This window comes from Marinobacter sp. X15-166B, from assembly GCF_001752365.1.
GTDB lineage: Bacteria > Pseudomonadota > Gammaproteobacteria > Pseudomonadales > Oleiphilaceae > Marinobacter.
This window is the reverse complement of record NZ_MEIY01000001.1, coordinates 1,062,983-1,084,154: the sequence shown is the minus strand read 5'-3', so window position 1 is coordinate 1,084,154 and position 21,172 is coordinate 1,062,983. Positions and strand designations below refer to the sequence as shown.

The following is a 21,172-nucleotide window of genomic DNA, read 5'->3' as shown; positions in this document are numbered from 1 at the left end:
ACCGGTCGGGCCCGGATTACCGGGGGCGCTCGCTGCCCATGATGGCGCTGATTTCCGCCGGGCGGGGCAGCCCCTGCTTCATCGTCACCTGGCCATCGGCGTCCTTGTAGAAGGTGCTGGGTGTGGCCCGCAGACCGAGGCTTTGCATCAGCTGGTTGTTGGCGGCGACCTGGTCACGGGCTTTGCTCACCGCACGGTCATCGACTTTGATACCGCCGGATGAGAAAGCCGCGTTATGACGGACGATGGCTTCGTGGGGGTTGTTGCTGCCCAGAATGGTGGCCGCTTTGGTCAGGCTGTCGGCCCGCAGAATGCCTACCATCACGTGGCGCAGCTGTACCTTGCCCGCATCCACCCAGGGTTGTGCCGCTTCGTGGAATTTATGGCAGTACGGACAGTTGGGGTCGGTGAAAGTGTAGACAATGGTTTCCGCATTGGCGTCACCTTCGCGGGCCCAGTTGCTTTGTTCCAATTGCGGCCAGGCTTGGGCCATTTTGGGGCCGATAACCAGTTTCTGCACTTTGTCATCGGTGAGGTTGTTGCCTGCTGCGTCCAGCATGGGGCCGATGATCACGTGCTGGCCGTCATCGGTCAGATAAAAGGCAACCGGCTGGCCCTGCATTTCACCAACATACCCGGTCAGGTTTCCCGGGGCATCAAACTGGTCGACAATATCGACGCCACGCTCAACCAGCTGCTGCACCGGAGCCGGATAGTCGGCCGCCTGCACCGTCAGCGGCAGCAGTGCCGTGGTTGCCAGAGCGGCTCCGAGAGCCAGGCGGCGAAGGGGGGTTGGTCCGGTCATAGTCGTTGTTACTCCTGAGTAGATGAGGGGGTCAGATAGTGCGCATCGAAGCGTCTGAGACCCTGGGCGAGTGTGGCTCTGGACAGCTCGCCCAGATGAGAGTCTACCAGTCGTCCGTTGGCATCATAAAATAATGTGGTTGGTAATGCCTGGCTGCCGGCTTGCCGGCCCACCAGACCGGAGCGGTCACTGTACACATGTTCCAGTGATAATCCCTGTTCGTCGAGAAACCGGCGGATTGCCTCTTCCGGCTCGCCCTGGTTTACAAACACAAAGGCAATCTCCGGATACTGTTGCTGGGCGGCCTCCAGCACCGGCATTTCGCGGACGCAGGGCGGGCACCAGGTGGCCCACAGGTTGACAACCCGGGGCTGGCCTGCGGCCACCGCGCTCAGTTGCACGGCGGTGCCGTCCATTTGGGTGAGCGCGACTTCCGGCATGGCCGTTGCCTGTTGGTCAATCAGATTGATCAGCCCAAAAGTGGCCCCCCAGCTCAGCAGACCGGCGGTAACGGCGATCCCCAGAGGGCGACGGATGGGTGGGCGACGCCACAGCAACCAGGCAGTAAAGGCGAGGGTGCCGATCAGCCCGGAAACCATATCGAAGCCGCCGTCGCGGATGTCAATCAGACCGAACAGGTTGTCGCGGTAATAGTCAAAGTAGCGCACCACAAACCCCAGTCGGGCGCTCAGCATGGCCACGACAAACACGTCTACCAGCGTACTGGCGGTGGGTATTTGCCGTTGTCGGCCCGCCAGCCCGCCGGTGATCAACGCAATCACAAAGGCCACCATCACCAGCAGTTGTCCGAGGGACAGACTCAGGGGGCCAACACTGACCGACAACATCGACAGACTCCGTTTAACGAAAAGGGCGCATTGCAGCCATGAACCCGGGTTGACCGGAAAATTGGCCGGGAGTTCACCGGGCCCGGGCAGCATATACTCATTTGTGTGAAAATGAGACGCAGGGCACCCGCGCGGGTTGCGCAGGGGTTTTCCCGCATTGTCAGCCGCCCCGCAGAGCGTCTAGGATGGGCAGTTTAAACAACGCTCCGTGAGGGGTTTCGCAAGTCCTTTCGACGAATTCCGCAGAGACAGGTTGCATGATCGCCAATACCATTGAAGACAACCGCCAGCGCCAGTGTTTTGAAGGGGTGTCGTCGGTGTGGTTGTTTGGTTACGGGTCCTTGATTTACAAGGTCGACTTTCCCTTTCTGGAACAACGGGCCGCCAGTATCGAAGGCTGGGCACGGCGCTTCTGGCAGGGCTCCCATGACCATCGGGGTACGCCGCAGGCGCCCGGACGGGTTGTCACTCTGGTGGAACAGCCCGGGGCCCGATGCCGGGGCATGGCCTATCGCGTCGCCCCTGAAGTGTTCACTCATCTGGATGAGCGGGAAAAAAACGGTTACCTGCGATTTACCACCGCCATGCAGTTTGATGACGGCACCCGGTGTGACGGTCTGGTGTACATTGCGACCGCCGATAACAGTGCGTTTCTCGGCCCCGCTGATGACCTGGATATCGCCCGACAGATCGACACCGCCGAGGGCCCCAGTGGGCCCAACCGGGATTACCTGCTGCAGCTGGCCGATGCCCTGCGCAGTCTGGGGGACGACGATCACCACGTATTCACCCTGGAAACCTTGCTCTCCTGGACCCCCGCCGATGCTTGACTCTTTTCTGGGCACCTACCTGAGCAGTGCCATCCGCTTCCTGTTTCTGCTGGCGCCATTTTTTGTGGTCACCATGTTTCTGGCGCTGACCCGAGGCCAACCCGCGGCTGAGAAAAATTCGATTATCCGGCGTGCCACCCTGTCGGCACTGATTTTGGGGCTGATTCTGTTCTTTGCCGGTCCGGTGTTGTTCAATGCGATCGGCATCACCCTGAACTCGTTCCGTATCGGTGCGGGCACGCTGCTGTTTCTGACGGCAATCAGCCTGGTGAACAGCGGTACCCGCAATCACGCCACGGGCTTGCCGGTGGAGGACCGCGACGACATTGCCGTGGTCCCGCTGGCCATACCGGTGATGATCGGGCCTGCCACCATCGGTGCCATCCTGGTATACGGTGCGGAACTGAGAACCGCCACCGAAATGATCGGCGGCGTCCTGGGACTGGTCACCGGGTTGCTGTTTCTGGCCCTGTTGCTGTACCTGTCCAACTATCTGGAAAAGGCTTTGGGCCGAACCGGTCTGAATATCATGTCGAAAATCAGCGGCCTGGTGCTCTCGGCCATGGCCGCCGAAATTGTTTTGACGGGGGTTGCCGGCTTTATTGCCAGTGCCGGACTCTGAGGTTCAGCCGCTCACCGGCAACGCCTCAGCCGGAGGTTTCCGGACATTCCCTGGCAGTGACAAAGTGGCTTTCGGCGCGGGGCAGACGGCGCTGGCGCAGACTGACCATGATCAGGGGGATTACGATCATGCAGCTGCCCACCACGAACCACAGGTCGGGGGTTTCATTGAACCAGATCCAGCCAATGGCGACGGCCCAGATCAGTCCGGTGTATTCCGCACTGGTCACCTGGTTGGCGTCCACTTGCCGGTACGCCAGCAGCACGGTGATGTTGTAACCCAAAATCAACAGCGCCGACGCAATGGCGGTGGTCACGATGGCCGGGTTAAAGGGAGCGCCTTCGTACAGCATCAGGGCAAAACTGGCGGGTAAAACCATCAGATAGGTCAGGAACAACGTGTGCACGGTGGTCTGGTGCTTTGGCAACATGCGCACCATCACCGCATTGACCGCAAGAGACGCGGCCGCGCCCAACGCCATGATGGCGGCCCAGTTGAACTCCACCGGACGCAGGATAACAATGATGCCGGAAAAGCCGCAGCCCACGGCCAATACACTCAAGGTGGACAAGCGCTCCCCGAATACCAGCACCGACAGCACCATGACCAGAATGGGCGCAACGTAGAAGATCGCGTTCGCGGTGGCCAGCGGTAATGACCCCAGAGCGATTACCATGCACACAATACCCGCCAGATGGGCGTGTGCCCGGAAACAGTGTACTACGCCCCCTTCAAACAACTTTTCCCGATTGATCTGTTTCCACAGGGGCAAGAGCACCAGCAGGGTAACGGCACAGCGGATGAATGCAAACTGAAAGATCGGGACGTCGGTGCCCAGCATCTTGATCAATACATCAGACACCAATGCGATGGCATTGCCGATGATCAGTAACAGGATGGCACTGTTGACGGTTTTTCCAGACATATGTTGGCTTCCTCCCTGTTGGTAGTTGTCGTATACGTAGCGGTGTTCAGGTGAACCTACTGAGCATCTGCAGGGCTTGTCGGTGCGGGCATTAGCGGAAGGCGTCAGTCCCTGCGGTGGCTCTGCAGCCAGCTCATCAGACTGGCGCCCTGGCCAGAACCCCAAGTACCAAACAGTAGATTTACGAATGAGTCAGAAGGGACCGTCAGTGTAGTCAACAAGCACGGTCCGGCATAATGCTGATTTACCCGTATTTGCAGACAAATCAGATAGGTAAAACCACCAACCCGGACCACACAGGGGCGGTGAAAAACAAGGTCCCGCAGCCGCCTCGATTACTCGTGGGGAGGGCGCTCAATCACCCGGCGTTTGCCCTCGGCGGCGGCAGCCAGTTCCTTGAGACCGTCGGCGTCGAAGGCATCCACCCGTATCACGTCGTACAGGGCTGTCAGGGCTTCCAGCAGCGCGTCACACTCGGAACCTTGAATGATGTCTTGTTCACAGGCCCAGTCCACCAGCTGTTTGCGCTCGTGCCCCATCAGCAAGGCTATGGCATCCAGCTCGTCTTCATTACGGGCGCGGATGGCCTGGTGCAGGCGCGCGCGCATTTCCCGGGTTTCATTGGCCAGCCGGTAGGCTTGGAGTACCCGTCCCAGTGGGTCGTCCGGGTTGTCTGTCCGGAAGCAGCCCCGGGTGATGCGTTCCCGCAGGGGCGTGTCTTGCACAATACTGGCGGCAACGGTGGCGCCCAGTGGGTCGCCGGGCCCGTTGAGGCCGGTGGCACCCAAGGGGAACACCAGCAGGCGCAAGGGCCAGCGCAGGGACCTTACCGGGAAGTTGATGATCAGTTCCCGCATCTGATGCTGCAGATCCCGCAGGCAGGTTTTCAGACCCCACTCCACCACCGGACGCTGGTTGGGGGGATACCCCTCCTCATGCCATTGTTTGATGATGGCGGAGGCGTAATAAAGGTGCACCAGGCAGTCAGCCATGCGCCCGGATAAACGCTGGCGGGCTTTGAGGGCGCCGCCGACGGACAGCAGGGTCACATCGGTCAACAGCGCAAATGCGGCTGAAAAACGTGCCAGCTGGCGATAACAGGGGCGGATGTTGCCCCGATCCGGGACTGGTTCAAGCACCCCTCGGGTCAGGCCGAGAACCAGTGCACGCAGGGCGTTGCGGGTGGTGTGAGCGAGGTGCCGGTAAAATACCCCGTCAAATTTTTCCACCGCGGCCTGCTGGTCTTCCATGCCCGCCGCGGCTATTTCCTCGGCGATGAAGGGGTGACAGCGAATAGCGCCCTGACCAAAAATCATCAGACTGCGGGTCAGAATATTGGCCCCCTCAACGGTGATGCCGATGGGAACGGCCTGGTAGGCACGGGACAGAAAATTGCGTGGTCCGGTGATCACACCACGCCCGGCCACCACGTCCATGGCGTGATTGATCACCTCGCGCATCAGGTCGGTATTGCGGTACTTCAGCACCGCGGAAGGCACCGCGGGCCAGACCCCCCGATCCAGCATGCCGGCGGTCAATAAACGGGCGGCATCCATCATGTAGGTGTAGCCGGCAATTGGCTCTAATGCCTCCTGGACGCCTTCAAACTGACTGATGGAGCGGCCAAACTGCTCCCGCACCAGGGCGTAGGAGCCGGTGGCCAGACACGCTACCTTGCCAGCGCCCGTGCCCAGCGCCGGCAGTGAGATGGAGCGGCCAATGGACAGGCATTCCAGCAGCATGGTCCAGCCACGACCGAGCATCGCTTGCCCGCCAATGACCTGGTCCATAGGAATAAACACCTCCGTGCCCCAGGTCGGTCCATTCATGAAGACGGTGTTCATGGGCAAGTGACGGGCACCGCGGTGCACCCCTTCAAGGTCGGCGGGCACCAGCACGCAGGTCACGCCCACCTCCTCCTCACCACCCAGTAACCGGTCCGGGTCGTACACCTTGATGGCCAACCCGATCAGCGTGGCGACCGGTGCGAGGGTGATATACCGCTTGTTCCAGGTGACCTTCAGCCCCAGCACCTGCTCGCCCTGCCAGTCGCCTCGGCACACGATGCCTTTGTCGGGAATGGCGCCCGCATCGGAACCGGCAATCGGTGAAGTGAGTGCGAAACAGGGAATCTCGGTGCCCGCCGCCAGCCGGGGCAGGTAGTGTTTTTTCTGGGCGTCGGTACCGTAATGCATCAGCAACTCGCCCGGGCCGAGCGAGTTGGGCACCATGACGGTGACGGCGGCCGATACACTGCGGGTGGATAGTTTCATCACAATTTCGGAATGCGCCGTATTGGAAAAGCCTTTCCCGCCATCTTCTTTGGGAATCACCAAACCGAAAAAACCGTTGTGGCGAATGAACGTCCAGGCTTGTTCCGGTAAGTCATAGAGTTCGTTGGTGATTTTCCAGTCGTCGAGCATCCCGCACAGTTCTTCCACCGGTCCGTCCAGAAAAGCCTGTTCTTCGTTGCTCAGATGCGCCGGTGCGGCGGCCAGTAGTTTGGACCAGTCGGGCTGGCCGGAAAACAGCTCCCCATCCCAATCGACGGTGCCGGTTTGCAGCGCTTCGGCCTCGGTGGCGGACAACTGGGGCAGTTTGCCCTTTACCCAGCGCAATAACGGAGCACTCAGTCTGTCTTTGCGCAATTGAGTCGGAAACAGGAGGAGCAGCCCAAAAGCAAGCGCCGCACCGCCCAATAACAGGCTGAGAAAGTGCCAATCATCGAGCACCACACCGATAAGGAGCGCGATCACCAGCGTGATTGTGGCGCGGGTTCCACCGATGCCCAGATAAATCAACACCAGGGCGCTGATTAACAGTAGCAAAACGCTCATAGTGAGGTCCCTTTCCGAGTGCCGGTGAACCAGTGATACGCCGGTTACATGGTTGGGTCAAGGCACCCCCAAGCCGGGGCGGATGGTCCGGCTTGGGGGCGTTTACAACACCGTCCGAGAGGCGCGTCAGCGTGCTTGCAGCCGGCCGTCCTGATCAGAAATCACGATTTCCACCCGCCGGTTCTGTTGCCTGCCGCTGGCAGTATCGTTGCTGACGACCGGGTACTGTTCGCCGTAACCCTGATACTCGATCCGGCTGCTGGCAATACCCCGGGCCTGCAGGGCGTCGCGCACCGCCAGGGCGCGGCGCTCGGACAGTTGCTGGTTGTACCCGGCGTCACCGGTACTGTCGGTGTAACCTTCGATGCGCACCCGCCGCTCCGGGTACTCGGCCATGAATTCGGCCAGCCGGTCGATGGTGCGCGCAGACGCGGCTTTGAGGTCGGCTTTGTTGACGTCGAACAATACGTCACCGAGGGTCAGCACCATGCCCCGCTCGGTTTTTTCGGCTTGCAGGGCGGCCATTTGCCGGCGCAATGCCTCGGCTTCCCGATTACTGTTTTGCAGCATAATTTGGCGGCGGGTCTCTTCCGCCTGGTTGATGCGTTTGCTCAGCGCCTCGCGTTCGCCTTTTCGGGCGGCGATCATCGCATGTTGCCTGGCCAGATAAGCCGCGTGTTCCACCTTGACGGTTTCGGCGTCTTCGGCCAGCAGTGACTCGGCGTTTTCCAGATATTTGTTGGCGCTGCGCAGATCGGTGGCGGCGCTGCGGGCAACGTTGGGGTCGTTTTCAATGGCGGCGACGGCACGGCGGGCCTCGGCGACCATGGCGTTGTCCTGGGGGGCACTGGCGCAGCCTGCGATGGCCAGAAACGCCACCGCCAACAGGCTTGCAGACAGACTCTGCTTGATCATGGTGTCATCTCCTGTTGCAGGGCTCACTGGGCGTTCTCATTGAGTTCCATACGCAAGGCTTCAATATTGCGGCTGATTTCTTCAGCGGCTTGCCGGGATTTTTGCGTTTCCGAACTGGCTGCCGCGAGCTGGGCGTCCACCGTGGCCTGCTCCAGCAGGCGTGTGGCTTGTTGGTACTGTTCCCGGTCGATCAGTTCCCGGGCGTCGGCGGCCTTATTGGTGGCCTGATTCAGCAGCACAGGTTCGTACTGACGGGCGCCGGCTGCTTCGGCCTGTTCGATCGCCGCCGAGGCGGAGATAACCAAAGCATCGGGTCGCGGAGCTTTGCTCGCACACCCCGCTAACAGAATGAGGCAACCGAGCGCAATCGCGGCGTGCCTGCAATTTCGAAGAAGATTCATGCAGCGACTCCTTGAGTGGAAAACGGAACCGTCATCCCCTCTCGTCTACTGCTCATAACGGACGGACTGCCTGACGAAAACGGCTAGACTTAACTATAGCAGCCGGTGCCGGCGCCGCTAACTCTGATCGTGCATCGGCTGAGCCGGGCGGGCGATCGCGGCGGCGCGTCGCTGGGGTCAGGCTTGCAGGGTAAACACCGCTCCCAGCACCAGAGGCATGACCACCAAACTGCCCAGATTGCCGATGAGTACGAGCGAGGCCACCCGGTGAGGCTCCTGACGGTATTGTTCGGCGACCATATAGTTCAAGACCGCCGGTGGCAGCGCGGCGAATACCCACAGGGCGGCCACTTGCAGGGGCGGCAGGTCCATCAGCCACACCAGCGGGCAGGCGAGAATCAGGCCACTGAGGGGGCAGGCAACCGCCCCGAGCATGCCCAGTTTCCAGTCGTTGAAGTCCACCTCCAGCATGCGCACGCCGAGGGTAAACAACATGAGCGGAATGCATACACTGCCGAGCATATTGAGGGCCTCCAGCAGCCAGCCGGGCAGAGCTACGCCTCCCAGATTGATGCTCAGACCGGCGATGGTGGCGATCACCACCGGTACCCTGAACAAACGCCACAACGGGGAGTGGGGGTCGAGCATGCGCAGCCCCACGGAAAAGTGCAGCAGCATTTCGACAATGAACAAGACCACCGCCGCGGGCAGCGCCGCTTCTCCAAATGCCAGCACAATCAATGGCAGCCCCATGTTGCCGGAATTGTTGAACATCATCGGAGGCAGGAAGGTTTTGACATCCAGTTGCAGCCATTTCGCCAAGGGCCACAGCAACAGGCCCGAACCGAGCACGATCACCGTCGCAGCCACCGCCAAATGGGCGTAATCCTGCAACGGGGCCTGCTGGTCGGCAAGCACCGCAAACACCAGCATGGGTACAAACAGTTCCATGTTCAGGGTGTTCAGTCCCTGGATATCGGGGCTGCGATAACGACCATAAAGTGCACCGCAGGCGGCGATTGCAAACACCGGCAACAGCGTGGCGAGAATCTGGGCAAGCATATAAGGGCTCCGGAACGGGTAATGTCGAACGAGAACAAGCTGCTAGCTTCGCAAGCATTGCGGGCCCGAGGCAAGCTACCGGGTCCCCGCATTTGACCAAGGTAGGGAGGCAAACTGGAGGGAGTCGGTTGCGGGCATGATAAGGTGAGTCTGCAGAGGCACCAAACCACCATTGGAAATCGATAGGAACGGGTGAAATGAAGCATCAGTTTGATCGGGTTATTGCACGGGAGCAGACGGCAGCGGTCAAGGTTGACGCCCGTCGGGCGGTGTTCGGGGATGACAAGGTGTTGCCGCTGTGGGTTGCGGACATGGATTTTGCCGCGCCCGAGGACATCACCCGGGCGCTGAGCGCGCGGGCCGCGCACCCCCTGTATGGCTACACCCTGATTGAGGAATCGCTGTATCAATCGCTGATCGAGTGGTTTGCGCACCGCCATCACTGGGCCATCCACCGGGATTGGGTGGTGATGGCACCCGGGGTGGTGCCGTCGTTGCATGCCGCCGCGCTGGTGTTCGCCGAGGAGGGAGAGGGCATCATTATCCAGCCACCGGTGTACCCGCCCTTTTACAGCGCGATCAAAAAAACCGGGCGCCGGGTGGTCGAAAATCCGCTGCGCTGCCGCGCTGGCCGTTATGAGATGGATCTGGCACACCTGGAACAGTGCGCCAAAGCCGGGGCCAGGGTGTTGTTTTTGTGTTCGCCCCACAACCCGGTCGGGCGTGTGTGGACGGAGACGGAACTGGCCGAGGTGCTCGCCATCACCCGCCGTTACGGGGTGGTGGTGATTTCCGACGAGATCCACGCCGATCTGGTGTACCCCGATTGCCGACCCCACACGGTCATGGCGCGACTGGCAACGGCGGAGGACCAGCTGATTACCGCCGTGTCGCCCAGCAAAACCTTCAACATTCCCGGGTTGGGGCTGTCGGCGCTGATTATACCCGATGCCCGTCAGCGCCAGCGTTTTAAACACGTCTTCGACCGTCTGCACTGTTTGCAGGTGAACCCGTTCAGCACCGTGGCTTTTGAAACCGGTTACCGGCAGGGTGCCGCCTGGCTGGATGCGTTGCGTCGCTACCTGCAAGTCAGCCGGGACCGGGTGACCGCCCGCCTGCGCGAGATGCCCGGCATCGAGCTGATTGAGCCGGAAGGCACTTATTTGCTGTGGCTCGATTGCCGCGGATTGGCGTTCGATGACGCCGCGCTGCAGCGGTTTTTTGTTGACCAGGCCGGTCTGGGCCTGAACCCCGGGGCGAGTTTTGGCACCGGCGGCAGCGGGTTTATGCGCATGAACATTGCGTCGCCGCTGGCGGTGCTGGAAGAGGGCGTGTCACAACTGGAGCAGGCGATAGCGGCGCGGTGCCGCTGACGCCTTAGCCCTCCTCCGGCGATGTGGCTTTGGACCCGATGTGGTAGGCCGCAAACCCGGCCATCACCACCTGATCCACGGCCATGCCGATGATGCGCCCCTTACTGGTGGCTTTAATGGGGTGCTGGGCGTTGGTGATCGGGTCGGCCACATACCCGAGGATCTGCCCATCGGAGACTGTATCGCCCAGTTTGACCTCACTGAACAGTATCCCACCGTGTTGCGCGCGTACCCAGTGGGAGTCGTAGTAGACCGGTTCCGGATTGCCCCACACAAACATACGCGAAATCATGCCCTGCTTTTCCATCAGACTGTTCAGACTGTTCACCCCCGCGTTGATCTGGTGCTCCTGAATTCGCAAGGATTCACCGGCTTCCATGGTGACAGCGGTGATGCCTGCATCGACCGCGGCATTGCGCAACATGCCCCGGCTGCCACTGCTGTGCACCACCGCCATGCGATCAAACCCCTTGGTGAAGCTGGCCACTGCCGGGTTGTTCATGTCGGCCCGCAACTGGGGCAGGTTGGTGCGTCGTAACGAACCGGTGTGTATGTCCACCAGCAGGTCGCAGTGACGGATGACCCGCTGGAACAGCGAGTGAGCGATCCGGTCGGCCAGACTGCCATCGGGTTTACCGGGGAAGTGCCGGTTGAGGTCGCGGCGATCCGGCAGGTAGCGGCTGGCCTGCTGAAACCCTTGCAGATTGACGATGGGGACGCCGATGACCCGGCCGGACAATTTGGCAGGGTTAAGGTCATAAACCGTACGCCGCACGATCTCGATGCCGTTGAGTTCGTCGCCGTGGATGGCCGCCGTCAGGCACAAATTGGGCCCCGGGCGGGTGCCGTTAACCACCAGCACCGGTGTCGGCTGGGCCAGCCCGGCGATCTGGATATTGGGGGTCCAGGCCAGGCGGGTCGAGGTGCCGGGCAGCACGTCGGTGTCCAGCAGGGTCAGGGTTGCTGCCTGAGGGGGTGATTCGGACGCTGCCGGTGACGGCGCTACGGGGGCGTCGTCTGGCTCGGCGTCCGTCTCCGCTGCCGCCTCAAGGGGCTCGGCGGTGAGCGCCTCCGGGGTCACTTCTTTCAAGTCGATATTGGGTGCGATCCGTTTTGCAGGCTCGGCCGGCGGCCGGTCAGTGTTACCGGCGGCGGTAGGCTGAGTAATCGGTGCCACGGGGGGCACGGTGCCGTTGGTACGGGGAACGGAGTTTTCAATATCCGCCACCTCTTCATCCTCGTCGGTATCGACCGGTGCATCGGGGCTCACCGTCTCTTCCGGCAGGTCCGCCCGGACAGGGGTGGTGAGCGCAGTACTCAGGCTCAACCCCGCAATAACAACAAACAGAACCCTGTGCGAATAGTGAATAATGGACATACGCCCTCTTGCGTCAGTGTGGCAGCAGGTGCACAGCATAAAGGGCTGCGTGGCCGCTGGAAACGGGTGTGACAAAGGTTTAATGCCCGCACCAGGGTCCATTTCAACTATGTTTGAAAGGAAGAGACGCGAGGTTTCTGCTCGGTGGTGAGCAAACCCGTTAACCGGTCAATATCGAAAACCGCACACTGGGAACCGAAACTATGGACTTACTGCGTATTCTTATCGCCATCTTGTTGCCGCCCCTGGGGGTCTTCTTGCAGGTTGGTATCGGCAAGCATTTCTGGATCAACATCGTGCTGACCCTGCTGGGTTACATCCCGGGCATCGTGCATGCCGTGTGGGTGATCGCCAAGAAATAAGCCGGGCAGTCACAACAGGCGCCAATGGTCATCGGTCTGCGCAACCCGGTCTTCCTGTTCCAGCTTGAACAGATGCGCCAGTAACGAACGGCGCGCCAGGGGGTGAATGGCGGTGGGCACGTCGTCGTAGGCGACTTTGGTAATCTCCGTGCTGCTGGCGGGACCGGTCTGGGCCATCGCGTCAATGATTTTGTGTTCCCGCGCCAGCCGGTGGGTCACCAGATGATCGATGGCGGCGTGGGGATTGCCCATCAGAAAACCATGTCCGGGGGCAATGAATTCAAGGTGTTCGGTGTGCAAACCGTTCAGCGAGTCCAGGTAGGCTTTCATGTCACCATCCGGCGGGTTGATCACCACGGTGGAGCCTTGCATGATGTGGTCGCCGGAAAATAACAGGCGTTGCCCGGTCAACAGATAGCACAGGTGGTTGGATGCGTGGCCTGGGGTGTGAATCACTTTCAGCGGACCGGCTGCGGTGGGCAGAGTCTCGCCATGCACCGGCACGGTGTCGGGTTTGAAACTGCTGTCCTGACTGCCGCCTGCCGGTGCCGGCATACCCATCACCCGGGCGCCGGTCGCCGCCTGCAGCAGACGGGCGCCGGGGGAGTGGTCGCTGTGGGTGTGGGTCACCAGAATGCGGCTGATGGGTCCTTGGGCATGGGTGAGAATGGCGTCTATATGCGCGGGATCGGCCGGACCGGGGTCAATCACCAGCGTATCCTGTGCATCGCTGAGCAAATAGGTGTTGGTGCCCGGCCCCGTCATCATCCCCGGGTTGGGGGCGGTCAGACGAAACACCCCGGCGCCCAGACACACCGGTGAGCCCGGCGTAATTTCCGCCAGTGCAGAACCGTGACGCTGTGGGTCCAGTTTGCGCACTTCGTCGTAGGCGGGCGCGTCCGGTTCGATCAGGTGACGCTCCCCCCGCTGCAATGCCGGCCATGGAATCGATGGTCGGGGGGCCGGCGGGTTGGCGTGGGCATAGGCCAACAGGGCGTCAACCCGGGTAAAGTCGCTCAGTACCCGCAGTGTTCTGAGGGTGGGCGCGCTGAGCAGTAATTCGCCCCGGTGATGGCGCTCCAGCGCTTCCCGGGGGGATACCCAAAGGTGGTCGATGGTTTCGTCGCCATCGTGGGCGGAGGGTTGCTCCTGTGGAGCCCGTGCCACAAAGAAGCGGGTATCAAAGCGCCGCGGCAAACCCGGCGGGGTAATCCAGTGGCTCAGATACGCCAACCGATCCAGGGGCAAGGTGAGATGGAGTTCCTCACACAGCTGGGAAAACAACCCTTCACCCGTGCACAGGGCGTGGCGCCGGGCCAGTGCGGTCTGATATTGCCGGGTGGTCAGCGGCTTGCCCTGGTGCCCGTTGGCCAGCAACAACCCGGCCTCTTCAAAACACTCGCGCAGCGCGGCAATCATATAAGCGGCGCCGCCCTGATCGAGGCTCATGGTCTGGCTGACGGCGCGATCACTGACTCCGGTTATCCGCGCCTGATGCTGTTGATCGTCCGCGTCGACGGTGCCACCGGGAAACACATAGTAGCCGGGCATGAAAGAGGCATTCCAGGTGCGTTGCAACAGCAACACTTCCAGTCCTCCGGAGACGTCGCGGAGCAGGGCCAGGGTCGCAGCAGGGCGGATAGTCATGATGGATCCAAACTCAGGGTGGTTGTTGGGTATGCACAATAATCATCAGGTATGATGGCGGTATTGCGTCAGCTTTTAAACCCCACGAACAGGGAGTCCCATTGTGGCCAGAATTCAACTGTCGTTTCCCGACGATGTGTTTAACTACGCGACCGAAATGCAGGTGCGGATCACCGATATCAACGGTGCCAACCATCTCGGTAACGATGCGCTGGTGTCGATGCTGTCAGAAGCCCGGGCGCGCTTTCTGGCTGCTCAGGGCATCGACGAAGGCAGCGATGATGAAGTGGGGGTGATCGTTACCGATCTGGCTACCCAGTATCAGTCGGAGTCGTTTTTTCCCGACCGTCTGAAATTTGAAGTCGGGGTGACGGACTTTAACCAGTACGGCGGTGACTTTGTGTTCCGGGTCACCAAAGTGGGCAGTGGCCACCCCGTCGCTCTGGCCAAGTACGGCTTCGTGTTTTTCAATTTTGCCGACAAGAAGGTGGTGCCCATGCCCGCAGCGTTTCGCTCACGTTTTGTTTGACGCGTCCAGCTGGCGTATGCCTGCGCGGTAGAGTGCGTAAGCCATTACCCCGGCCAGCAGATTGCCCGCCAGAGCGCCACTCATCAGACCGGGGATTCCCCCCAGTTGGGCGCCCAGCCACAATAACGGCAGGAAACAGGCGAACAGCCTTAAGGTGGCCATCAACAGGGCGCGCATGGCCAGACCGAGGGCGTTGCAGACCGAGACCATCAGGATGCACACGCCCAGGCCACTGTAACTCAGTGGCACCCGTATCAGATAGTTGTGGAGCACCGCGCTGACCGAGGCGTCGGTGCTGAACAGTTCGGACACCAGGCCGGAGGCCAGCAGCCAGATCAGCCCCACCGCCAGCTGCCAGCCCACCACAAAACGCACACTCAGGCGGATAAGCTGACGAATTTCATGCAGCTGACCGGCACCCAGCAGGCGGCCAATCATGGGCGGCAGGGACATGGTCAGGGCCAGCACCACCACCATGGAAAACAGCTCGAGTCGCGAACCCAGCCCCCACGCGGCCACGGCCGCCGAGCCGAAGCCGGCCACCAGCGCCGTGGCCAGCATGGCCGACAGCGGTGGCATCAGCTGGCTGATCATGGCCGGTGCCATAATACGGCCAAGTTGGGCCAGCGCTGCGCCCACCGCCAGCTCGCCGTATTCGAAGCGCAACCAGCCTCGCCGCAGCAGCGCCGGGTAGACCACCAGACCACCGCAGGTGAAGGCTGCGATCGACGCCCAGGCCGCGCCCGGCAGCCCCCAGCCAAAGACAAAAATAAACAGCGGATCCAGAGCGATATTGAGCAGGCTGGTGCAGACCATCATATAACCCGGCAGCCGGGTGTCACCGTGGGAACGGCAGATGCTGTAACCAAAATACAGCATGGCGGCGGTCCACGCCGACATCAGCCAGGGTATCCAATAGCTCTGAATCAGTGGCAGTAACACGACATCGGCGCCAAGCAGCGCCATGATGGGGGCCTGCAAAAACCACAGCACCAGACACACCAGGGCGACCATAACCGCTCCGCTGATCACAACCAGGCCCGCCAGTTGTTCGGCCTTGCGCTGGCCGCCGGCCCCCAGGGTGCGGGACAGGATGGCGGTGGTGGCGATGCCCAGACCAACTTGCAGACCGATGATGAGCTGCTGCATGGGCAGCGTGAATCCCAGCGCCGCCAGAGGGTCGCGGCCCAGTTGGCCGATGAACGCACTGTCGACCAGCTGGAAAGTCATCAGCGACAGCACGCCAAACAGCATGGGCCAGGTCATGCTGATCAGCTGGCGGGCCAGGGGGGAAGCAGATTCGGGGTGTGGTGCAGTCATTCAACGGCCTTGATGGGACTTCGGGCCGGTGAGTGTACCAGAATCAGCGTCAAACCTTGCCGGGGGCGCGCCATCGCCCCGCCGGCAAGGGGTGGCTGTCAGAGTGCCGCCAGCGCGGCGTTGTAGTCCGGTTCGTTTTTGATCTCGTCAACCAACTGGCGGTGGAGCACGGTATTGTTCTCGTCCAGTACCAGCACCGCGCGGGCGCACAGGCCGGCGAGGGGGCCGTCTTCAATACCCACGCCGTAATCCTGAAGGAAACGGTGGTTGCGGAAGGTCGACAGGGTGGTGACGTTCTGCAGCCCTTCGGCCCCACAGAACCGGCTGGCGGCAAAGGGCAGGTCCGCAGACACCACCAGCACCACGGTGTTATCCAGTGCACCGGCTTTTTCATTGAACTTGCGGGTCGATGCGGCACACACGCCGGTATCGACGCTGGGGACAATATTAAGAACCTTGCGCTGGCCCGCGTAGGTGTCGAGGGTTACCTCGTCCAGACTTTGGCTGGTCAGGGTGAAGGCCGGAGCGGTATCGCCGGTTGCCGGTAACTCGCCGCTGAGAGTGATGGGGTTGCCATCCAGGGTTACGGTGCTCATCGAAATCTCCTGATCGGGACTGGGGGCGGTGCGCCTCGGGGTTTGGCGTCTCTCAGGTGAGCGACTCAAAACCCTGGGCCGGGTGTCGTTGTACCAGCAAAATATAGCACAGCAACGCGGACAGGGCCGCCGCCGCGATGATCAGCGCCATCTCCAGCGAGCTGCCGCTGTAAAGCACGCCGACCAGCATCCCGGCGCCGGCCGCCACAGCCATCTGCAGGAATCCGAACAGGGCCGAGGCTGAACCGGCCATGCCCGGAAAATTCGCCAGCGCACCGGCCATGGTCTGGGGCAACACCATGCCCACGCCGAAGGTCAGAACGACCTGCGGGACAATCACCGCCCAGACATTGAACACTTCGGCCATGGCCAGAGCGGCCATGGCACTGCCGGCCAGCGCCGCGATGAGCAGCCCCCGCAGGAGCAACTGATCGGGCGACAGAGCGCGGCTGAGACGCACGGAACTGAGATTGCCGGCAATGTAGCCGGCCACGATGCAGGCAAAATACAACCCAAAATGATCCGTTGCGACCCCCATGAAATCAATCAGGACGAAAGGGGAGCCGGATAAAAATGCAAAAAAGCTGGAGAAAATCAATGCGTTGGTCAGCGTGTAGCTGACGAACGTGCGGTCCGAGACGATGGTGCGATAGTTGGCCAGCAAGCGCCCGAGGCGCAAGGATTGGCGGTGCGCCGGTGACATGGGCTCGGGAATGCCAACGGCAATCACCACCATCATGATCGCGCCATAGCCCGCCAGCAGCATAAAAATAGACGACCAGCCAAACACTTTCAGCATCAGCCCCCCCAGCGTGGGCGCGATGGCCGGCGCCAGTGCCATGATGCTGGCCAGAATCGCCATGATTCTGGCCGCCTCGCGGGGTTGGTAAATATCCCGTATGGCGGCACGTCCCAGCACCGGTCCCGCCGAACCGCCTACCGCCTGCAGAAAGCGGCAAAGTATCAGGGTTTCGATGTCGGTGGCCAGAGCGCAACCCACGCTGGCGGCGGCGAACACCAGAAAACCTCCAATCATCACCGGTTTGCGGCCGAAGCGGTCCGCCAGGGGGCCACAAAACAGCTGCGCCAGGGCAAACCCGATCAGATAGGCGCTGAGGGTCATCTGTACCTTGTCGGGCCCGGCGGCAAGGGCGGCGCCCAGTCCGGGCAGGGCGGGCAGATACATGTCGGTGGCGAGTGGTCCCAGAGCCACGGCCGCGGCCAGTAGCACTGTCGTCCAGATGCTGGTGAGTGCAAGCATGAGAGTCCTGAATGAGAGAAATAGTACCAGCCGGTGCGAGTGTGTCGGGCAGGCGAATCGAAACCGGTTATAAAGCTACCATTGTATCCTAGGGTGACCGGTTCTTCGATACGCGATTAAACGGAGCGTTGCTGTCAGCCAGGACCGCTGCCATAATCAAGCGCGCAGTATTTCTGCTGACACCATCGAATCACCACCGACGGATCTCAACATGCTCAGCGTTCTTCCCGCTCCTCTGGTAGGTGTTCTGGCGGCAACTCTATTGGCCCTTAACACCCTGCTCTGGTGTCTGCTGCTTTATATTCCCGCGCTCTGCAAGCTGATCGTTCCCCATCAGGGCTTCCGGGTGCGGTGTACCCGCATGATCATCTGGGTGTCGGAGTCCTGGGTTGCCTGCAATACCGCCTGGATGAAACTCACCCAGAATACGCACTGGGACGTTGAGGGGGCGGACAAGCTGCAGCGGCAGGGCTGGTACCTGGTGCTGGCGAACCACCAGAGCTGGGTGGATATTATGGCTATGCAGCGGGTGTTCAATCGTCGCGCCCCGTTTTTGAAGTTTTTCCTCAAGCAGCAACTCATCTGGGTGCCGGTGATCGGGCTGGCGTGGTGGGGGCTGGATTTCCCCTTCATGAAGCGCTATTCCCGTGAATATCTGCTCAAACACCCGGACAAGCGAGGCGAAGACCTCAAGGCGACCCGCAAGGCCTGTGAAAAATTCCGGCATGCGCCGGTGAGTGTCATGAACTTTGTGGAGGGCACCCGGTTCACCCCGGTCAAACATGCCCGGCAGAACTCCCCCTACCAGCGACTGCTGCCCCCCAAAGCCGGTGGCGTCGGTTTTGTGCTGGACGCAATGGGCGATTCCATCGACACGCTGGTGGACATCACCATTGCTTATCCGCAGGGCGCCCCGTCGTTCTGGGATTTTCTCTGCGGACGGGTGACCACCATCAAAATGCACATCGATACGGTGGCGATACCCGATCACCTGAAAGGACGGGACTACAGCTCCGACGCGACACACCGCCGCAACGTCAAAGACTGGCTGGCGGCGCACTGGCGTGCTAAAGACGCCCGGCTGGAGCGCATGCTGGGTTAACTCCCGCCATCGTCGTCGTCTTCAACTTCGTCCGGATGTTCTCTTTTAAAGCGTTCCCAGTCTTCCCAGTCATGGGGCGTACCCGCATTAGGCCGTTTCAGGTGTTTGGCATGGTTCAGGGCGTTTCGGCGCAAGCTGTGGTCACGCTCTTCGGTGTCGTCGGTGTCGAAACCGTGCTTGCGTAAGAATTCATCAGGCGTGATGGGCATGGCGAAGGACCTCCCGGATTCATCATGCTGTACCCTCAGCATGCGCTCCGGGAGGCGGGTTTTCAAGTGGCGGCTCAGGCAGTGGTGGTCGTCACCGGGGTGGCTTCGACCAGCCGGAAGTGGATTTGTTTGCGTTCGTCGTCCACCGAATCTAAGGTCACGGTGACCGCTTGTTCGAGCTGGAAGATGCGCCCGTTCTTGTTATGGATCAGGCGCAGGGTGACCGGGTCAAAGCTGTATTTGCCGTTGAGGTATTTACAACTGACGAAGCCCTCCAGACCGTTGCTTTCCAGGCGAACAAAAAAACCGGCCGGAATGGTGCGGCAGATGGTGCCGGCCATGGGCTGATCGTCCAGGTGCTTGGCAAACTCGCATTTGAGCCAGTTTTCCAGGCTGTTGGCCGCTTGTCGTGCCCGGGTCTGGGCCTGTTGCAGGGCGTGCAGCTGTTCCTCTGTCAGGGGCGTGGCGGTTTCCTGCCACAGGGCGGCTTTGATCAGCCGGTGCACATGGAAGTCAGTGAACTTGCGCAGCGGCGAGGTAAAGGTGGTGTACACGGGCAGTCCCATGCCCTGGTGCGCGCCCGCCTGCAAGGACAATTCGGCCCGCGCCAGCTGCCGCTGCAGGATGGCCTTCACCGGCACCTCGGCTGCGAGGCGATCACTGGCCTGCATCAGGGCACGGAACCCCTCCGCGGTGGCCGGGTCATGCTTCTGCTCGGCCAGCGCCGGCGCGTAGGTGGCCAGCAGTTTGGCGACGTTGTCCAGACGGTCGGCCCGCAGTCCGGGGTGGCGGATGAACAAACCCTGTGGTTGATTGCTCAGGAAATCGGCTGCGCAGCGGTTGGCGGCCACCATGCATTCTTCGATCAGCCGGTGGGCTTCGTTCTGCACGGCCGGCTCGATCAGGCGAATACGCCGGTTTTCGTCCAGCCGCAACCGGAATTCGGGACGTTCGGGGCTCAGCAGGGCGTGTTCGGCGCGCCATTTGCGCAACGCCGTGGCGGCCTGATGGAGCTGGTCGAGGCTGTTGGTAACGGCGTCCGGCAGGGCCTCGGTTTCCTCATCGTCGCGTCCTTCCAGCACATGGGTGACCAACTCATAGCTGAGTTTGCCGTGGGAACGGATCACCGCCAGGTGAAAACTGTAGTCTCCCAGACTGCCATCGTTGTTCACCTGTATGTCGCACACCAGTGCCAGGCGGCGGGTGCCGGGCAACAGGGAGCACAGCCGGGTACTGATGGTATCCGGAAGCATGGGGCGCGGTTCACCGGGAAAGTATATCGCTGTGGCGCGAGCCCGGGCTTCCAGTTCCGCCGCCGAGTCGGGCGCAATCAGCGCCGTCGGGTCGGCAATGGCCACGGACAGCAACCAGCCGGTAGCGTTGGGTTCCGCGATGATGGCGTCGTCCATATCCTGGGTGCCGGGGCTGTCGATGGTGACATACGCGCGCCCGGTGCGGTCTTCCCGCCCGGTCATGTACGCCTCGATCTGCGGTTCGTCGAGGGCATCGGCCTGGGCCTGCACCGCATCGGGCCAGGCATCGTGCAGGTCATGGCTGGCCAGTGTAAAGGCGCGTTCTATACCAGGCTGGCCGGCTTTGCCGAGGACTTGCAGAATTTTTGCCTGGCCTTTGCCGTCCTTGAAAGGATGTCGGAGTATGCTGCAGTAGATGAAATCGTCCGGTTCGGCGTTCAGGCGCTCCCGGGGCGGGATAAAAATCCAGCGATTGATGCCCGGGGTCTCGGGCACCACAAAATGGCCTTTGCCTTTGATCAGATAGCGGCCCACAAAGGTGCTCAGGCTGGAGTCCAGCAGTTCGTCCACCAGACCCTGACGCTTGCCGTCGTCATCCACCTGTTCGGTGACGTTGACCCGGTCGCCCGGCAAAACCTTCTGCATCTCTTCCGGGGGCAAAAACAGATCGCGGCCTTCATCCAGAGCGACAAACCCGAAACGGCCGTTAGTAGCTTTAACGGTGCCCGGGAAGACGGTTTTGTTGTCTTTTATTTCGGTTTTCAGCTGGCGCAACTGGGTGAGGGCGTCGGCATTAAGCATGGATAGAACCTGGCTGTTGGATAAAAATTTGTTGCCGCAAAGTATACCGGTTTCCTGATGGCAGGTCAGTCGGGTTTGCCTTGCGTGCACAATCCG

General features: G+C 61.2%; 20 protein-coding genes. 6 read left to right on the top strand and 14 right to left on the bottom strand.

What is annotated here, in order from left to right; translation table 11 throughout:
* Positions 1-16 precede the first annotated feature (16 nt).
* Both dsbG and BG841_RS05090 read right to left on the bottom strand, forming a co-directional pair.
* Positions 17-805 (bottom strand): thiol:disulfide interchange protein DsbG, encoded by a 789-nt coding sequence (gene dsbG, locus BG841_RS05095; protein ID WP_070056663.1) that lies wholly within the window; start codon positions 803-805, stop codon positions 17-19.
* Between the two features lie 8 nt (positions 806-813).
* Positions 814-1,653: a TlpA disulfide reductase family protein gene (locus BG841_RS05090; RefSeq protein WP_070058695.1), complete on the bottom strand. Its 840-nt coding sequence runs from the start codon at positions 1,651-1,653 to the stop codon at positions 814-816.
* 257 nt (positions 1,654-1,910) lie between these two features.
* On the opposite strand from BG841_RS05090, the gene BG841_RS05085 reads away from it, so the two are divergent.
* A complete protein-coding gene (locus tag BG841_RS05085) occupies positions 1,911-2,483 on the top strand; it encodes a gamma-glutamylcyclotransferase (RefSeq protein WP_070056662.1) in 573 nt (190 codons plus the stop codon).
* On the top strand, positions 2,476-3,105 hold the full coding sequence (locus BG841_RS05080) for a MarC family protein (RefSeq protein ID WP_070056661.1): 630 nt from the start codon (positions 2,476-2,478) through the stop codon (positions 3,103-3,105). The genes BG841_RS05085 and BG841_RS05080 overlap by 8 nt, the downstream gene beginning before the upstream one ends.
* A 25-nt stretch (positions 3,106-3,130) precedes the next feature.
* Here BG841_RS05080 and BG841_RS05075 read toward each other — a convergent pair whose 3' ends face one another.
* From BG841_RS05075 to BG841_RS05055, 5 genes are all read right to left on the bottom strand, one after another.
* A complete protein-coding gene (locus BG841_RS05075) occupies positions 3,131-4,030 on the bottom strand; it encodes a DMT family transporter (protein ID WP_070056660.1) in 900 nt (299 codons plus the stop codon).
* Between the two features lie 335 nt (positions 4,031-4,365).
* On the bottom strand, positions 4,366-6,867 hold the full coding sequence (locus BG841_RS05070) for an acyl-CoA dehydrogenase (protein WP_070056659.1): 2,502 nt from the start codon (positions 6,865-6,867) through the stop codon (positions 4,366-4,368).
* Between the two features lie 126 nt (positions 6,868-6,993).
* Positions 6,994-7,782 carry an OmpA family protein gene (locus tag BG841_RS05065; RefSeq protein ID WP_070056658.1) on the bottom strand — a complete coding sequence of 263 codons (789 nt, stop codon included), beginning with the start codon at positions 7,780-7,782 and terminating at the stop codon, positions 6,994-6,996.
* Positions 7,783-7,805: 23 nt separating this feature from the next.
* Complete coding sequence (locus BG841_RS05060; RefSeq protein WP_070056657.1) at positions 7,806-8,183, bottom strand: DUF4398 domain-containing protein; 378 nt, start codon at positions 8,181-8,183, stop codon at positions 7,806-7,808.
* Positions 8,184-8,360: 177 nt separating this feature from the next.
* On the bottom strand, positions 8,361-9,245 hold the full coding sequence (locus BG841_RS05055) for an AEC family transporter (RefSeq protein WP_070056656.1): 885 nt from the start codon (positions 9,243-9,245) through the stop codon (positions 8,361-8,363).
* Between the two features lie 197 nt (positions 9,246-9,442).
* Here BG841_RS05055 and BG841_RS05050 point away from each other — a divergent pair, with 197 nt between their 5' ends.
* The gene (locus BG841_RS05050) at positions 9,443-10,618 is read left to right on the top strand and encodes a MalY/PatB family protein (protein WP_070056655.1); all 1,176 of its coding nucleotides are present in this window, start codon (positions 9,443-9,445) and stop codon (positions 10,616-10,618) included.
* Positions 10,619-10,622: 4 nt separating this feature from the next.
* Here the strand turns inward: BG841_RS05050 and BG841_RS05045 are convergent, their stop codons facing one another.
* Positions 10,623-11,996 (bottom strand): succinylglutamate desuccinylase/aspartoacylase family protein, encoded by a 1,374-nt coding sequence (locus tag BG841_RS05045; protein WP_070056654.1) that lies wholly within the window; start codon positions 11,994-11,996, stop codon positions 10,623-10,625.
* Positions 11,997-12,199: 203 nt separating this feature from the next.
* Here BG841_RS05045 and BG841_RS05040 point away from each other — a divergent pair, with 203 nt between their 5' ends.
* Positions 12,200-12,358: a YqaE/Pmp3 family membrane protein gene (locus BG841_RS05040; RefSeq protein ID WP_022989318.1), complete on the top strand. Its 159-nt coding sequence runs from the start codon at positions 12,200-12,202 to the stop codon at positions 12,356-12,358.
* Positions 12,359-12,367: 9 nt separating this feature from the next.
* Here BG841_RS05040 and BG841_RS05035 read toward each other — a convergent pair whose 3' ends face one another.
* The gene (locus tag BG841_RS05035; RefSeq protein ID WP_070056653.1) at positions 12,368-14,005 is read right to left on the bottom strand and encodes an MBL fold metallo-hydrolase; all 1,638 of its coding nucleotides are present in this window, start codon (positions 14,003-14,005) and stop codon (positions 12,368-12,370) included.
* A gap of 103 nt (positions 14,006-14,108) precedes the next feature.
* Here BG841_RS05035 and BG841_RS05030 point away from each other — a divergent pair, with 103 nt between their 5' ends.
* Positions 14,109-14,534 carry a thioesterase family protein gene (locus BG841_RS05030; protein WP_070056652.1) on the top strand — a complete coding sequence of 142 codons (426 nt, stop codon included), beginning with the start codon at positions 14,109-14,111 and terminating at the stop codon, positions 14,532-14,534.
* Here BG841_RS05030 and BG841_RS05025 read toward each other — a convergent pair.
* From BG841_RS05025 to BG841_RS05015, 3 genes are all read right to left on the bottom strand, one after another.
* Complete coding sequence (locus BG841_RS05025) at positions 14,520-15,854, bottom strand: MATE family efflux transporter (RefSeq protein WP_070056651.1); 1,335 nt, start codon at positions 15,852-15,854, stop codon at positions 14,520-14,522. The two genes, BG841_RS05030 and BG841_RS05025, sit on opposite strands and share 15 nt — an antisense overlap.
* 98 nt (positions 15,855-15,952) lie before the next feature.
* Positions 15,953-16,450, bottom strand: a complete 498-nt coding sequence (gene tpx / locus BG841_RS05020; RefSeq protein ID WP_070056650.1) for a thiol peroxidase — start codon at positions 16,448-16,450, stop codon at positions 15,953-15,955.
* Between the two features lie 52 nt (positions 16,451-16,502).
* The gene (locus BG841_RS05015; protein ID WP_070056649.1) at positions 16,503-17,711 is read right to left on the bottom strand and encodes a multidrug effflux MFS transporter; all 1,209 of its coding nucleotides are present in this window, start codon (positions 17,709-17,711) and stop codon (positions 16,503-16,505) included.
* Positions 17,712-17,922: 211 nt separating this feature from the next.
* Here BG841_RS05015 and BG841_RS05010 point away from each other — a divergent pair, with 211 nt between their 5' ends.
* Complete coding sequence (locus tag BG841_RS05010) at positions 17,923-18,813, top strand: acyltransferase (protein WP_070056648.1); 891 nt, start codon at positions 17,923-17,925, stop codon at positions 18,811-18,813.
* On the opposite strand, the gene BG841_RS05005 is transcribed toward BG841_RS05010, so the two are convergent.
* Positions 18,810-19,022, bottom strand: a complete 213-nt coding sequence (locus tag BG841_RS05005) for a hypothetical protein (protein ID WP_070058694.1) — start codon at positions 19,020-19,022, stop codon at positions 18,810-18,812. The two genes, BG841_RS05010 and BG841_RS05005, sit on opposite strands and share 4 nt — an antisense overlap.
* Positions 19,023-19,096: 74 nt before the next feature.
* Positions 19,097-21,076, bottom strand: a complete 1,980-nt coding sequence (locus BG841_RS05000; protein ID WP_070056647.1) for a ribonuclease R family protein — start codon at positions 21,074-21,076, stop codon at positions 19,097-19,099.
* Positions 21,077-21,172: the final 96 nt, after the last annotated feature.

Bases quoted from the DNA above. Each gene is read 5' to 3' on its own strand.
- dsbG (WP_070056663.1), bottom strand. From the start codon at position 805: ATGACCGGACCAACCCCCCTTCGCCGCCTGGCTCTCGGAGCCGCTCTG.
- BG841_RS05090 (WP_070058695.1), bottom strand. From the start codon at position 1,653: ATGTTGTCGGTCAGTGTTGGCCCCCTGAGTCTGTCCCTCGGACAACTG.
- BG841_RS05085 (WP_070056662.1), top strand. From the start codon at position 1,911: ATGATCGCCAATACCATTGAAGACAACCGCCAGCGCCAGTGTTTTGAA.
- BG841_RS05080 (WP_070056661.1), top strand. From the start codon at position 2,476: ATGCTTGACTCTTTTCTGGGCACCTACCTGAGCAGTGCCATCCGCTTC.
- BG841_RS05075 (WP_070056660.1), bottom strand. From the start codon at position 4,030: ATGTCTGGAAAAACCGTCAACAGTGCCATCCTGTTACTGATCATCGGC.
- BG841_RS05070 (WP_070056659.1), bottom strand. From the start codon at position 6,867: ATGAGCGTTTTGCTACTGTTAATCAGCGCCCTGGTGTTGATTTATCTG.
- BG841_RS05065 (WP_070056658.1), bottom strand. From the start codon at position 7,782: ATGATCAAGCAGAGTCTGTCTGCAAGCCTGTTGGCGGTGGCGTTTCTG.
- BG841_RS05060 (WP_070056657.1), bottom strand. From the start codon at position 8,183: ATGAATCTTCTTCGAAATTGCAGGCACGCCGCGATTGCGCTCGGTTGC.
- BG841_RS05055 (WP_070056656.1), bottom strand. From the start codon at position 9,245: ATGCTTGCCCAGATTCTCGCCACGCTGTTGCCGGTGTTTGCAATCGCC.
- BG841_RS05050 (WP_070056655.1), top strand. From the start codon at position 9,443: ATGAAGCATCAGTTTGATCGGGTTATTGCACGGGAGCAGACGGCAGCG.
- BG841_RS05045 (WP_070056654.1), bottom strand. From the start codon at position 11,996: ATGTCCATTATTCACTATTCGCACAGGGTTCTGTTTGTTGTTATTGCG.
- BG841_RS05040 (WP_022989318.1), top strand. From the start codon at position 12,200: ATGGACTTACTGCGTATTCTTATCGCCATCTTGTTGCCGCCCCTGGGG.
- BG841_RS05035 (WP_070056653.1), bottom strand. From the start codon at position 14,005: ATGACTATCCGCCCTGCTGCGACCCTGGCCCTGCTCCGCGACGTCTCC.
- BG841_RS05025 (WP_070056651.1), bottom strand. From the start codon at position 15,854: ATGACTGCACCACACCCCGAATCTGCTTCCCCCCTGGCCCGCCAGCTG.
- tpx (WP_070056650.1), bottom strand. From the start codon at position 16,450: ATGAGCACCGTAACCCTGGATGGCAACCCCATCACTCTCAGCGGCGAG.
- BG841_RS05015 (WP_070056649.1), bottom strand. From the start codon at position 17,711: ATGCTTGCACTCACCAGCATCTGGACGACAGTGCTACTGGCCGCGGCC.
- BG841_RS05010 (WP_070056648.1), top strand. From the start codon at position 17,923: ATGCTCAGCGTTCTTCCCGCTCCTCTGGTAGGTGTTCTGGCGGCAACT.
- BG841_RS05005 (WP_070058694.1), bottom strand. From the start codon at position 19,022: ATGCCCATCACGCCTGATGAATTCTTACGCAAGCACGGTTTCGACACC.
- BG841_RS05000 (WP_070056647.1), bottom strand. From the start codon at position 21,076: ATGCTTAATGCCGACGCCCTCACCCAGTTGCGCCAGCTGAAAACCGAA.